General features: G+C 31.3%; 9 protein-coding genes and 3 pseudogenes. 6 read left to right on the forward strand and 6 right to left on the reverse strand.

What is annotated here, in order from left to right; translation table 11 throughout:
- Positions 1-33 precede the first annotated feature (33 nt).
- The gene (locus MHH42_RS28320; RefSeq protein WP_340894955.1) at positions 34-1,707 is read left to right on the forward strand and encodes a ribonuclease J; all 1,674 of its coding nucleotides are present in this window, start codon (positions 34-36) and stop codon (positions 1,705-1,707) included.
- Between the two features lie 178 nt (positions 1,708-1,885).
- Here the strand turns inward: MHH42_RS28320 and MHH42_RS28325 are convergent.
- Positions 1,886-1,984: pseudogene (locus MHH42_RS28325) on the reverse strand (recombinase family protein); the annotation flags it as partial.
- A gap of 349 nt (positions 1,985-2,333) precedes the next feature.
- A pseudogene (locus MHH42_RS28330) lies at positions 2,334-2,645 on the reverse strand (DMT family transporter); the annotation flags it as partial.
- 595 nt (positions 2,646-3,240) lie between these two features.
- On the opposite strand from MHH42_RS28330, the gene MHH42_RS28335 reads away from it, so the two are divergent.
- Positions 3,241-3,537: a hypothetical protein gene (locus MHH42_RS28335; protein ID WP_000219726.1), complete on the forward strand. Its 297-nt coding sequence runs from the start codon at positions 3,241-3,243 to the stop codon at positions 3,535-3,537.
- A gap of 94 nt (positions 3,538-3,631) precedes the next feature.
- Here MHH42_RS28335 and MHH42_RS28340 read toward each other — a convergent pair.
- Both MHH42_RS28340 and MHH42_RS28345 read right to left on the reverse strand, forming a co-directional pair.
- Positions 3,632-3,786 (reverse strand): annotated as a pseudogene (locus MHH42_RS28340) (IS3 family transposase); the annotation flags it as partial.
- Positions 3,777-3,935: a hypothetical protein gene (locus tag MHH42_RS28345; protein ID WP_000528553.1), complete on the reverse strand. Its 159-nt coding sequence runs from the start codon at positions 3,933-3,935 to the stop codon at positions 3,777-3,779. The pseudogene MHH42_RS28340 and the gene MHH42_RS28345, both read right to left, overlap by 10 nt.
- A gap of 470 nt (positions 3,936-4,405) precedes the next feature.
- On the opposite strand from MHH42_RS28345, the gene MHH42_RS28350 reads away from it, so the two are divergent.
- From MHH42_RS28350 to MHH42_RS28360, 3 genes are all read left to right on the forward strand, one after another.
- Positions 4,406-5,080: a hypothetical protein gene (locus MHH42_RS28350; RefSeq protein ID WP_061531663.1), complete on the forward strand. Its 675-nt coding sequence runs from the start codon at positions 4,406-4,408 to the stop codon at positions 5,078-5,080.
- A 456-nt stretch (positions 5,081-5,536) separates the two neighbouring features.
- Complete coding sequence (locus tag MHH42_RS28355) at positions 5,537-6,898, forward strand: YncE family protein (protein WP_097927185.1); 1,362 nt, start codon at positions 5,537-5,539, stop codon at positions 6,896-6,898.
- Positions 6,899-6,969: 71 nt separating this feature from the next.
- On the forward strand, positions 6,970-7,236 hold the full coding sequence (locus tag MHH42_RS28360) for a hypothetical protein (RefSeq protein WP_000404249.1): 267 nt from the start codon (positions 6,970-6,972) through the stop codon (positions 7,234-7,236).
- A gap of 270 nt (positions 7,237-7,506) precedes the next feature.
- Here MHH42_RS28360 and MHH42_RS28365 read toward each other — a convergent pair whose 3' ends face one another.
- Entirely contained in the window at positions 7,507-7,800 is a 294-nt protein-coding gene (locus MHH42_RS28365) for an ArsR/SmtB family transcription factor (protein WP_000631147.1), read from the reverse strand.
- Positions 7,801-8,102: 302 nt separating this feature from the next.
- Between MHH42_RS28365 and MHH42_RS28370 the strand changes: the two genes are divergently transcribed.
- Positions 8,103-9,197 carry a Rap family tetratricopeptide repeat protein gene (locus MHH42_RS28370; RefSeq protein WP_001102661.1) on the forward strand — a complete coding sequence of 365 codons (1,095 nt, stop codon included), beginning with the start codon at positions 8,103-8,105 and terminating at the stop codon, positions 9,195-9,197.
- Positions 9,198-9,628: 431 nt separating this feature from the next.
- Here MHH42_RS28370 and MHH42_RS28375 read toward each other — a convergent pair whose 3' ends face one another.
- Positions 9,629-11,992, reverse strand: coding sequence for a putative mucin/carbohydrate-binding domain-containing protein (locus MHH42_RS28375; RefSeq protein ID WP_097926931.1), 2,364 nt, complete (start codon positions 11,990-11,992; stop codon positions 9,629-9,631).
- Positions 11,993-12,957 lie beyond the last annotated feature (965 nt).

Consider the following 12,957-nt stretch of genomic DNA (forward strand, 5'->3'; position numbering starts at 1 on the left):
AAGTAAACTTGTTTTAAAAAGGAGGATATTCATTTGAGTACAATAAATGAAAAACTATCTATTTTTGCTTTAGGTGGTGTTAATGAAATTGGTAAGAATATGTATGTCATACAATATTCAAATGACATTGTAATCATTGATTGTGGTTCTAAATTTCCTGATGAGAGTTTATTAGGAATAGATTTAATAATTCCTGACATTACATATTTGCAAGAAAATAAAGATAAAATTCGAGGCTTAATTGTTACACATGGACACGAAGATCACATTGGAGGTATTCCGTATCTTTTAAAGCAATTGAATGTGCCAATTTACGCAACAAAATTAACCTTAGGCTTAATCAGCATTAAATTAAAGGAACATAAACTTCAAGATTCGACACAATTAATTATTATTGACTCTGAGTCGTTAATTGAGTTTGGACAAATAAATTTATCCTTTTTCAAAACAAATCATAGTATTCCGGATTGCCTTGGAATTGCTTTTCATACACCAGAGGGTACAGTAGTCCATACAGGTGATTTTAAATTTGATTTAACTCCTGTAAACAATCAATATCCAGACATCCACAAAATGGCTAATATCGGAGGTAACGGTGTTTTAGCTCTCCTCTCAGAAAGTACGAATGCCGAACGTTCTGGATTTACTCCATCAGAGCGGTTAGTAGGTGAAAAGATTGAAGAAGCATTTATCAAAGCTCAAAGAAAAGTTATTATATCTACTTTTGCTTCTAATGTAAATCGTGTACAACAAATAGTAGATGCCGCCTTGAAAACAAATAGAAAGCTTGCCCTCCTTGGAAGAAGTATGGTAAATGTCGTTTCTGTTGCCTTAGAACAAGGCTATTTGAATATACCTGAAGGAATGTTAATCGAAGCAAATGAAATTAACCAGCTAGAGCCCGAAAAAGTCGCTATACTTTGCACTGGTAGTCAAGGTGAACCTATGGCCGCTCTGGCCCGGTTAGCTAGTGGAAATTATCGACAAGTTGATATTTTACCGGGTGACACAGTCATTTTGTCTGCGTCTCCTATACCAGGAAATGAACGTAATGTTTCACGTATTATAGATAACCTATTCCTATTAGGAGCAAATGTTATTTATGGATCTGGAAGTTCAACAGGAATGCATGTTTCTGGACATGCATATCAAGAGGAATTAAAATTGATGCTTACTTTAATGAAACCTAAATATTTCATTCCAATACACGGTGAATTTAGAATGCTACATCATCACCGTCAATTGGCCGAATCCGTTGGTGTCAAGAAAGATAATATTTATGTTATCGGCAATGGAGATGCTGTTGATATTAAAAATCAAACTGCCATGCAAACTAGGCGTATACCTGCCGGTAATATATATGTAGATGGATTAGGTATTGGAGATGTTGGGAACGCCTTATTGCGCGATCGTAAACAACTTTCTGAAGATGGCATGCTTGTAATAGTTATCACCCTGAGTAAAACAGAAGAAAAAATAATTTCTGGCCCTGACACAATTTCTCGTGGGTTTGTTTATGTTCGCGACTCAGAAGATTTCTTAAAGAAAATTAATCAATTAGCTGTAGAAACTATCAACAAATTACAAAAAGCACATATTTACCAATGGAATGTTCTAAAAAGAGAAATAAGAGAAACACTTGGCCACTTTATATACTCACATACAAAGAGAAAGCCAATGATCCTGCCTATTATAATTGAAGTTTAAATTGCTTATTCTCTTTAGTTATTAAGTATTGCCTTGATCATGTCTAATATTATTTAAAACGGGTTTTTCTAAATGAATATGTTAACTATTTAACAGCTGTCATTCATAATCTCTGAAAATTCAGTAACTTAATCGGTGAAAATAAAATAAAAAAGTAGCACTTACCATAGGTTAGATGCTACTTTGCTTCTTCATATTCTTTAATTATTTTATAAAACGTGTTTTTCCTTAAGTCTAACATTTCTATAAACATAACAGCTGTTATTTCTCCACTCTTCTCTTAAGAATAATTTTCTTATATTTTATTTTTTTAGGTGCTAAGAAACGATATACAAAATTGATTTTTTTGATCTGTTAGCTTATTTGTTGAGTTTAAACTAAAAAAAATTCAAATGAATTTTGACCATTACGGGAAAACATTCAGTAAAAGATCCGTAAAATCAATAACCGATTCCTTATGTTTAGTAACAAAAAATGTATAGTTTACACTAAGTTTATCAAAAAATGCGTGTCATTTTATTCAACAATTGAGCCATTTTGTTCAATAAAAATAAAAAAATCAAGAAGATAATTCGCTTAATAAAAACAGATTGTCTTCCTAATAGATTAATTCGAAAAATTATTTCTGAAACGAGTTTTAGACCAATTGCGGCACTTAAAACTATACCTATAAAAACAAGTCTTCTCCAATCTTTTGATTCGTCATATAAAACCATACCTATAATTGCACCACCAAACGCACCAATTCCAGTCCAAATTGCATAAGCTGTTCCCATAGGTAGTATTTCCATTGCATAAGCAAGGAATATAAAACTTAATCCAAATTCGAGAATTAACAAAACTAATGATTGCCAATTACGGTCTTTATGCAATTTATTTATCATGGCAACACCAAACATTTCAAACAAACCTGCTAAGATTAAAGAAATCCATGCCATTAGGATTCGTCACCTTTCCAATGCACCTCCATATGTTGTATAGAGATATCTCCTTTTAAATTGTCATTGGTGCCTCTTTCAAGTCCTAATGCACATCTTAAAAAGAGCACTTTACAAAAGTGCTCTTTTTACTCTGCTAGCCACTGACCCTATAATGAAGTAAGATTTTAACTTATGAATAATTTATGGAATCCTTTCCGATAATACGAATAGATTGGTAACAGCCAATCTGTATCCATAATAAATCTCTGATTTTCTTGAATTTTCCCTGAGGCAAGGTAGCTATTTTTAGCTACCTTCTTGTATGAACTGCAAACATATGCACATACTATTAACGGAATGCTTGAATCATTGTCATTGAAAATGTTCAGCACTTCCGCTCCTTAAGAGAACAGTCCACGCAACTGTTCTCTTTTTGATTTTCTTTTTCTATAAATATTAAATGAAAAAGCATAATTAACTCCTCAACGATCAATAGCATTGCAACATTCTCAATGTTTCCTCAACAAGTTTTCAATATTTTTCATGGACAATAGCACACTTTCTCAACAGTTTTAATATCTTAATATTAAATACTGCAAGGAGGTGTTGAAAAATGACATGGTTTATTATCTTAGGATTTATACTTATTTTAAGTATAAGCGGTTTTCATACACGTAGTATTCATATCATTTTCAAAATAGGTTCAGATACAAAAGCTGTGCCAAGTTGGACTTTCGTTAATAGGATAAATTTCCAAACATTTAAAGAATTAATACAAAGACCGAATAAGGATAAACTCAAAAACCTTACACTAGGAGAACTTGTTATTCCTTTAAGTTTCTTTAACAGATTATTTGGCAAAACATTAATTTTTCTATTCCTATTCTTTTACTCCCAATACTTAAACTAAACGCAATATGAAATGAGTTAAAAACTAACAATCGCTAAGCGTAACACACAACCGACCACCTATTATGAACTGGTCCCAAAATTTAGACAAAAAATTAAGCAGCTATTTGAATGTGAGTCCGGTATTGTACTGGACTCATTTCTTTTAACTTCGCTTTAATTCTTTTGTGATTATAAAAACCTATATAGTCATCTGATTCCATCTTATAATGTTCCATACTTCAAATTCTTTAAGATAAATTACTTTCGCTTAGACTTGTTCTGTAATTTCTTCTCTTTTTGAACTATAGTCTTTAACTTTTTTAAATAATTAATTTCCATACGTAAACGTTCATTTTCTTCTTGTAATGCCTCTACTTCAATAGCTACATTATTTAACTTTGATTTTGTATTTCCCATAGCTGGATCCCCTTTCTTCTTTTATATAGGAAATCCATTTCTTTTAAATCATATATTTCCCTTCATCTACGAACTATTACAATGAATTCCTTAATAAAAACTATTAATTTATTTCCTTTTTTTTAATCCATTTCTAAACATTTCAGATATCCCCTTTGAAAAATCCCCCTAAGTTCATTCCATATTTCTCTCCTAAATGAATCGTAGTACATATTATCCCCCAACACATTTATGGGTTTTAATAGTATTTTTAACAAAATCTTCTTACATTTAAATAGACCTGCCACTTTAATCTGTCAACTCCATTTATATTGATAAATATGAAACAACTAATATGCTTGACATTTCAATGACTTATAACAGGAAAATATATACATCCAATGAAACCTGATGTATCTTTGCTTTGTAAGTCATAGTTAGTTGGCCAACTTTCAATGCAATTTAACAATAAAAAGTAAGGGGGACCTAAAATGAATCAAGTATTAAAAAAAAGTAAGAAAAAAATGATGTATCTAGTTGGTTCACTTCTAATTTCTCTATCAATGTTTTCAACTACAAGCTTTGCAGCTACAGAAGGTGCTGTAAAAAGTGTTACAAATAGTAACTATACCGGGATTGCAGCCGATATAAATCTACCAAAGTCAGTTGTTGTTAAGGATGGATATGTAAATTGGTATTTAGGTATTGGAGCGTCTAAAGTTGAAGGTGGTATTTCAAAAACACCAAGTGGATATAAAGTATTTCTTAATTCAGGATATAATGAATCCGGTCAAAACAGTAAGTATTGGAATACACAGTATGATACATCAATTAAAGATGGTGATCGAGTAAATCTTAAATTAGTTAATAACGGAAATGGTACGGTTACTATGTATGTAAATGGAAGCCCTAGATACGCAAATCAGCCTGTATATGGTACATTTTCTCAATATGAACCAGTAAAAATGGTTCAGGGTGTTGAAGATACTGGACGTAATTCTTTTAGCCAAGCTAGCTTTTCAAACGTCCTTCTAAGAGCAGATACATCTGGATCTACCTATAAAAATTGGAACAGTTCAATTTCTTCTTCATTTTCCAGACACGGTACTTATGGTAACAATTTCACAGTTTATTCACAAGTACCATTAAGCGCAAGTTTACGTTAAGGATGCTATTTGCATAAAAATGTTTTTGAGAAAAAGTAGCTGTAGTTTTGTGCAGCTACTTTTTCTATCCAATAAATCAGTAATAGATATTCGAGCTGCCATAAATACCCCTTTTATACTTTGGCTTCCTCGAATTTAATAGCACTTTATCGTATGTCCTATCATTAGACTTAGCGCATCGAGATTAACCTTCTATTTACTTCAATATGTTTTACCATTATTGGACTATACCTTCTAACGATTAAGATAACCACAATATGTACAAGCATTAGGAAATAAGAAGCATAATATAGAGCATTGCCACCTAATTGTATGTTGTATCAAAGAATACAGTCCTTTCAAACATGACTATCTTATTAAAAAGCATAGGATCTAAAATTTTTTTAATACGGTATGTAATCAACTTTATAGATTCCATGAAAAAACACATAATTTTTGATAAAGGAAGTGAAGTACATGTTACCTTGCCAAGGTACGTGCAATCAATATGTAGATTTTGAGGTTTTAATTACAGCTCCTGAAGGATATATAATTAATGATACGAATTACACCGGTGCCGTTACATGGAATACAGATCGATTAAAATGTGCATTTGAACCATGTACACTGCAAACACCAAACCCTTGCCTATTACAAACCGATTTACCAAATGCTTCCTATCCAGTACACAGTGTTCGTATATATGGCGTACTTTCAATGCTTGTTAGTATTTCTCCTGTTCAAAATCAATATGGACAAGGAGCCGCAGCTTTTTCTAAATGGCACAAATTCTCCATTAATCAGATTGTTTATTACACAACTGATTCTAATTGCTGCTTTGATTTTAGTGGATTTAAACTTAAGAGTTTAACAGTCACGCCACAAGATGATAATACATTTATCTTAAATGGCACCCTTTCTCTTTTACCAGTGCCACCAAACCCTCCTATTTATGCTTTTACAGCAAATAAAGATGATAATACTCTCTCAGTAATTAACACCGCAACAAAGACTGTTGAGCATGTCATTAACCTTCCCTATCAGCCAATTAAGGTTGCTGTTAACCCAAACAAAGCATACTCTTTAGTTTTACATTCCAATGATAATAGTGTATCTATGATTAAAAACAAAACTCTTACTATTACCTCTACTTTCTCAATAAACAAACCAATCGATATTGGATTTTCTCCTGATAGTCAGTATGCGTATATACTAAATATTTCAACTGATTCAATGGAAATTACTACACTGAATCTTCTAACTCAAACCATTTCCAATACTACTTCACTTGGGGGATTTGGCTTTTCAAGTATAGCCATTGATTTAAATGGACAATACGCTTATATCGTAAATGCTATAGCTTGGAGTATTATACAATTGGATCTAAATACAGGAAATATCGTAGCAGAACATCCTACTTCAAGCGATTATCCAAATATCATAGAAATCAGTTTGCTTGACGGATTCGCTTATGTTACAGGAGAATTTCCAGGGTCTGGGACAGCTCTTATAGTTATAGACTTGTCCACTTTCCATGAGGTTGAGACTATTCTTACTGGAGCTTATTACAACTCGTTCCTTTCTCTTTCACCTAATCAACCCTTAGCATTGCTAGGAGACAAAACAACCAATGAAATCAATATTATTGATACAGCACAACAACTATCCACAGGAACGATTTCAATCAATTGTCCAGCAGACGCTGCATTTACACCTGATGGGCAATTCATCTATATTGCTCAGCCGGAACAAAATACAGTTACAATTCTTAACTCCGTTGATTATACCGTAAATACAGTAGTAACAGTTGGAGCATCACCTATAAGCATTGCAATATAAAAACCCCACCAAATCATTAAAGGAATCTCCTTTCCCCTATCGAATTATTAGAGAGGAAAGGAGATGTATGCATGGAAATCCTAGGACTAGATACCCGCACATTAGCGACGTTAGGTGCACTTGAATACACAAATCGTCGCAATAAATTAATAGACGACTCAGAGAATAGCATATACGAATGTAAAGAAATGAAAGAAATACTTCAATCACTTCCTAAAGAGAAGCGGATTGAGGTTCTTGAGAATCAAGCATACTTTGAAGCAGTGGCAAAGATGATTGAACAAAACAATTTAATTCTTTTAGAACAGATGAAAGCCTTACAACTAATTCAGAAATAACAAACTTATGATTGATTAATCTTACATACACTTCCATAAATTCTCTATCTTTATCTAGCATATTAGCCTCTGTTTTTACAGAGGCTTTTGATAAGTTCTATTGAAAATAAATAAGTAGACCTTATTTCATTACACTCCTTTGAAATGTACAGAAATTATATGAGCAATATTTTCTTATCTACACAGTAATTCTTACAAAATGAAATTATTATATATAAATAAAAAAAGTTCCTTACTTTATAAAAGGAACTTTTTTTGCATATTATTAACCTACAAACCTAAAATTTCTACAATCTGACTAGCTTTAGCATTTCCAATATAATAATATACTTCTAATCCTCTTCTTTCTGTATGGAGTACAGTTCTTCTCAATTTTGATAAATGCTGTGAAACTGTGGATTGAGGGAGCCTTAATATTTCCGTTAACTGTGTAACATTGTATTTTTTATGATGCATTAATTCATTTACAATTTGTAATCTTACTGGATGAGCCATAACCTTTAACAAATCTACATTCTCTTCCGAAATTTCTTTTATATCCCACTCGTTTTCTAATGTTATCATTTCACATTCCCCTTTATTATTTATTTCTATTTTCCTATTATCCTCATACATAGTACTTATGGATGAATACCTTTTATCCTGTTGAGAAAATATTTCTTATCTGCTTTGTAGCTTGAATAAGAGATTATTTTTACAAAAATAACAATAATAAATACTATTTATGTCAAAATTAATCCAAATATAATTAATAGAATATTTCGTCTTATATTGAAAAATGCTGTTTAATAGATTTTAATAGAGGAAAACTCTGCTATGATACTAATTGCTGTATAGTATCTATAGAGAGAGGATGAGACTGAACAATGAATGTTCAATTAAAGGGGCACGAACAAATAAATCATTTATTAAATGAATGGTATCAGGAAATTAGAGCTAGGCATGTAGATGCCGCTCAATTACTGAAACAAGAAATTGAAAATAAAATCCAAGATATAGAAGAAAATCAAACCATACTATTACACTACTCACTTCTTTATTTTAGACACCAATATCTAGTTGATAGTTTAAGTATTTCTAAAGATAGTTTTAAACAATGTGATGCTTACGGGATTCCTACAGATGACTTCCTTTCATACTATTATCACTTCTTTAAAGCAATACATTCGAATGTTACGGGTAATCATAATCTTGCAAGAATACATTTTGATAAAGCTGAAAGTTTATTATCAACAATACCTGACGAAATTGAATACGCTGAATTTCATTATGAATTGGCTGTTTTCTACTGTCATACACATAAATCGATCTTATGTATTAATCATGCTATGAAAGCTAAAGATATCTTTTCAAAACACATGGGATATGAATTAAAAGTTGCCTTTTGCAATAACTTATACGGGCTGGCATGTACTCATTTAAGAGAGTGGGAATTAGCCGAAGAACATTATATTTCAGCGATGGATGCATTCCAAAAAGAAAATTTAGAATACAATATTTTAATTGTCCGTCACAATCTAGGATTTATGTATGCTACACAAAACCTTTCTGAGTTAGCATTACGATATTTATCTGAAGTTAATCAAAAACTACCAAGTGATTATAAAGCTTTATTTATTGAGGCAAGAGAACATTATAAATTAGGAGAAAACCAAGTAGCTCAAGAGCTAATTGAAAAGGGAATACAACTTTCCACTCAGTTATGTATTGAAGGTTATATACATCACTTTAATATTTTAGAAAAAATGAACCTTAATAGTTGTGCAAGTGATGTAGAAAAAGCCATTTTAGAAGGAATTTCTTATTTTGAACGCGAAGAACTATATGAGTATATAAATGAATATACTGAAAAGTTAGCAACCCAATTTTATAAAGAAAATAATCATGTAAAAGCAAGCTATTACTATTATGAAGCTAGCAAAGCCAGTGAAAAAAAGTTTAAAAAAGGAGCATTAAAATGAGAAAATTAGCGGTTAGCTTACTTGGTATCTTAATTGTTGTCACAGTAACTTTTGGATCGAGTTCTTCAACAGGAACTCAAAGTACGGTAAATATTATCAAATATTCACATGGACATACTGGATAAGAAAAGGAAGGATTACACCTTCCTTTTCCTTGTATATTCCCCTTAAAAACCCATTAAAAACTACTCATCTTTTAATGCCTTAGGTTGGAGAAACTGGTTAGGTTCTGTAGTTGGTGCAGCCATTATATCAGCTGAATTGTTTACTTTAAAGAAATTTAAAGTAAGATACTTCACTAGTAAGGGATAATATAGTTCATAAGAAAAAGGCACCTAAAAGGCGCCTTCTTCTTATGAGATAAAATTTATTTAGCTAGTTATGAAGTAACTATTCTCTCAAATAGACTATATTTATATCAGACGATATCATCAACTTATTGAAATTGGTTTCCATAAGGATAACGAGAATATCCAATTCGAATCTCCGTTTCCTTGATAACTTTGAACAGCTTCATAGATTTTCCCTTGATACTCTACTCTATCCCCTTTTGTATATGCTTTCCTCGGATCCCATTTTTCATAAGAGGTATTTTGCTCTTTTGTTTTTACACTAAGAACACTGCTTTGAATAGACTCATTTCCAGCTGTATCTATAGCCTTCACAGTATATTTGTATTCTATGTTAGCAGTCAGTTTACTATCAGTAAATGTAGTTCCCTGTACCGTTTGAATGAATTTTCCGTCACGTAATACTTGATATTCTTTCACACCTACGTTATCTGTTGATGAATTCCATTTTAACTCTACGCTATTTGCAGTAATGCTGGTTGCTTGTAATCCTTCAGGCCGTGTAGGAGCTTCCGTATCTGGGTTAAGATTAATAATTTGATCAACTTTCTTAAGACCATTAACTGTAACTTGATACACTATCTTCTTACCAAAACTCTCCTGTATATTTTTATCCACATTTATAAGAGTCGCCCGGTTTCCACCCTCTAAATGTGTAAACTCAATATAGTCTCCGACTTTCACCGGAATTTTTTGTGTTTCAGCATTTTGTTGCCTGTTTCCATAAATATCTTTACTATATACCACTTTTCCAGATGAATTTTGGACTTTCACACTCGCATATGTACTATCAAAGTAATGATGTGGTACACCCGCTTTTAATTGAATTTGCATTTCTTCTTTTGTCTTATTAAAATCTAATTTTGCAAATTCAAAATCTCCTATTCCTTTCATTGACCATACAAATTGGTTTCCCTCTAAAACATTATTTGATATATCTGGGCTATATCCCAAATTTGACAAGATTGACTTTAAATCTGGCAAAACACCAATTTTATCTGTTAACGGATTTTGAGATTTGGTACCTGTATTTGGATTACTTAGTATATTTCTTAATTCAGCTGGTTTATATGGACGACCTAAATGTTCTTTAGCCACACCTTGTATTGAAGTCGCTGCTCCAGCAATAATTGGAGAAGCACTAGATGTACCACTAAAGCCAGTCGTATAGAGATTTTTAGTAATCCTATTAGGTTCAGCACGAGTTGTATCTACGTTTTCCCCCCAACCATAAACATCAATTCTACTACCATAATTTGAAAACCATAAACGTTTATGAGGAACAGTTGACGATGCGGCTCCAATCATTATAGCTCCTGAATCTTTAAAGTCCGGACTATTGCGATTTAATACCTGTTTTCCATTCCTATCTCTAAATTGATCAAGGTCATTAGAACCATTTGCTCCGGCTTCTATCACAATAATTCCTTTATCTGTTCCAGCTCGTATTGCATCAAAGATATCTGGCTGTACTTCAACAGGTAAATATTTATCTCCATATCCATCATAAGAAGCTTGTGCCTCTAATAATAAAATATCCCCAGCTTGTAAATTATGTACAGCATCTATTATCGCATCAGCCGTATTATACGACCCATCACCTCTTATTTGGGATACTACTTTTACCTTAGCCTTTGGTGCAATTCCTATATTACCAACCTTATTATCTTCAGCAGAAACAATCCCAAGAACAGAAGTTCCATGGCCAACGTGTTGATCTATATTTCTACCAGATATAAGCTCAACTTTTTGATTTACTAAATCTTCATGGTCTAATAACCACCCATACTCCATATCTACAAAAGTAGTTCCTTTTCCATCTCCACCTTTAATGCTCCATGCATAAGATGCATTAATCCCATATGGTGCTTCCTTAAGATATCCCTGGTTTAAAAATCTTGGATCGTCGTAAGGGTTAAGCGATACAGTAGGTAATTGTACTTCTGGTAAAAGGGTTGGTTTTTCTTGCATATATACTTCTTCAACAAGATGAGATTTCTTAAACTTGTCCATCAATGTTTCAGCTGTTACTTTATTAGGCACTTCTACAATATAATAATCTAGTAAATTAGAAGATGAATTATTTTCAGTTTCCCTTGTATGTTTATCGATGTTTTCAATCTCTCTCGGATTTACAGATGTAAATAAACGCTTTAATGTTAGTTGCGGAAATTCAGAGAAGATTTTTACTAATTCCAAATCGCTATCTTCATCTTTTATTTGATTTTCGAGTCCATCCTTATACGGGAAATTCACTTCACTTTTAAACTTTAAAATAATTTTATCTCCTTCTTTAATATCTCCCTGGAATTGACTTATATTTTGTGAAGAATCTTTCGAATCTGCATACACTACATTGGGATCTTCATTAATTTTAATTAACTCTAATCCTGTAAAAGATGTAAGTGCAATCGTAGAAACGAATATTCCTTTTATTAATTTCATAATGAATACCTCTATTATTATTTTTGTATATAATATTTTATAGATTTTTATGGTTATACTTTGAATAAATAACTCAACAACACTTGTGTGTATACATGAAATACTTTAAAAGATCATTTATTATACACTCAACTGTTTATCTTTTATATACAAATGAACTGTTAACACCCATGCACTTCTCTTCAAACAACACAATAAATGTCCTCTTTATATAAAAATAAATGAAAATCATTTAAAAAACGTCAAAAATATTGAAAATCAACTTATAAACAACCGAATAATTTTATTACTATATTACTTTTTTTATAAATAATTCTTCATATTTCTTATATTTTCATAGTAGATAGCGGCACATTTTTTGACCCTATTAATCTTATTGGACAAAAAGTGATGAATGTGATGTTAAAACTTAGGCAAGTTACCAATAATGGTATTTGTGCAGTCTGTAAGATAGAAAAATGTAATTTGTATGCTGCAATTTGACATAATTTTAATAGTATGGGATGTATATTTCTCCATAAAAGTAACTCATTTTTATCTCTTTTAAACAATTTATTATATTATTTTCATCTAATTAGGCACAGAAACGATTTGCAAAATCTTACTACTTTTTAGGAAAAACGTTTTTAGGGTACATTTTAAAATAGCTCTTTTTCTTTGAAATGTTTCTGTGCTTAATATTTAAAATATCTTATGTAAAAATTTCCCGCAACAAATATGTTAAATGATTTATAATTATATATAATATGGAATATTATAGTTAAATATTCCATATTATACTCTATTAAATATAGCGTATTTAATTTATTATTAATTAATTTGTTAGTCTAAGTATGAATTATAAAGTATGTTCGTTTAAAATTGTCACAATATAATTTTATATTAGACGTTTTTAATTACTCGTGAAACATTTGCAAATGTTTTAACCGTTATTTATAAGATAAATACCCCCTCTAAATATAAGA

This window comes from Bacillus sp. FSL L8-0099 (assembly GCF_038006385.1).
GTDB classification, from domain to species: Bacteria; Bacillota; Bacilli; order Bacillales; family Bacillaceae_G; genus Bacillus_A; species Bacillus_A toyonensis.

Excerpts from the sequence above, each read along its gene's own strand:
- MHH42_RS28345 (WP_000528553.1), bottom strand. The coding sequence starts at position 3,935 with ATGGGAAATACAAAATCAAAGTTAAATAATGTAGCTATTGAAGTAGAG.
- MHH42_RS28370 (WP_001102661.1), top strand. The coding sequence starts at position 8,103 with ATGAATGTTCAATTAAAGGGGCACGAACAAATAAATCATTTATTAAAT.
- MHH42_RS28360 (WP_000404249.1), top strand. The coding sequence starts at position 6,970 with ATGGAAATCCTAGGACTAGATACCCGCACATTAGCGACGTTAGGTGCA.
- MHH42_RS28350 (WP_061531663.1), top strand. The coding sequence starts at position 4,406 with ATGAATCAAGTATTAAAAAAAAGTAAGAAAAAAATGATGTATCTAGTT.
- MHH42_RS28375 (WP_097926931.1), bottom strand. The coding sequence starts at position 11,992 with ATGAAATTAATAAAAGGAATATTCGTTTCTACGATTGCACTTACATCT.
- MHH42_RS28365 (WP_000631147.1), bottom strand. The coding sequence starts at position 7,800 with ATGATAACATTAGAAAACGAGTGGGATATAAAAGAAATTTCGGAAGAG.
- MHH42_RS28335 (WP_000219726.1), top strand. The coding sequence starts at position 3,241 with ATGACATGGTTTATTATCTTAGGATTTATACTTATTTTAAGTATAAGC.
- MHH42_RS28355 (WP_097927185.1), top strand. The coding sequence starts at position 5,537 with ATGTTACCTTGCCAAGGTACGTGCAATCAATATGTAGATTTTGAGGTT.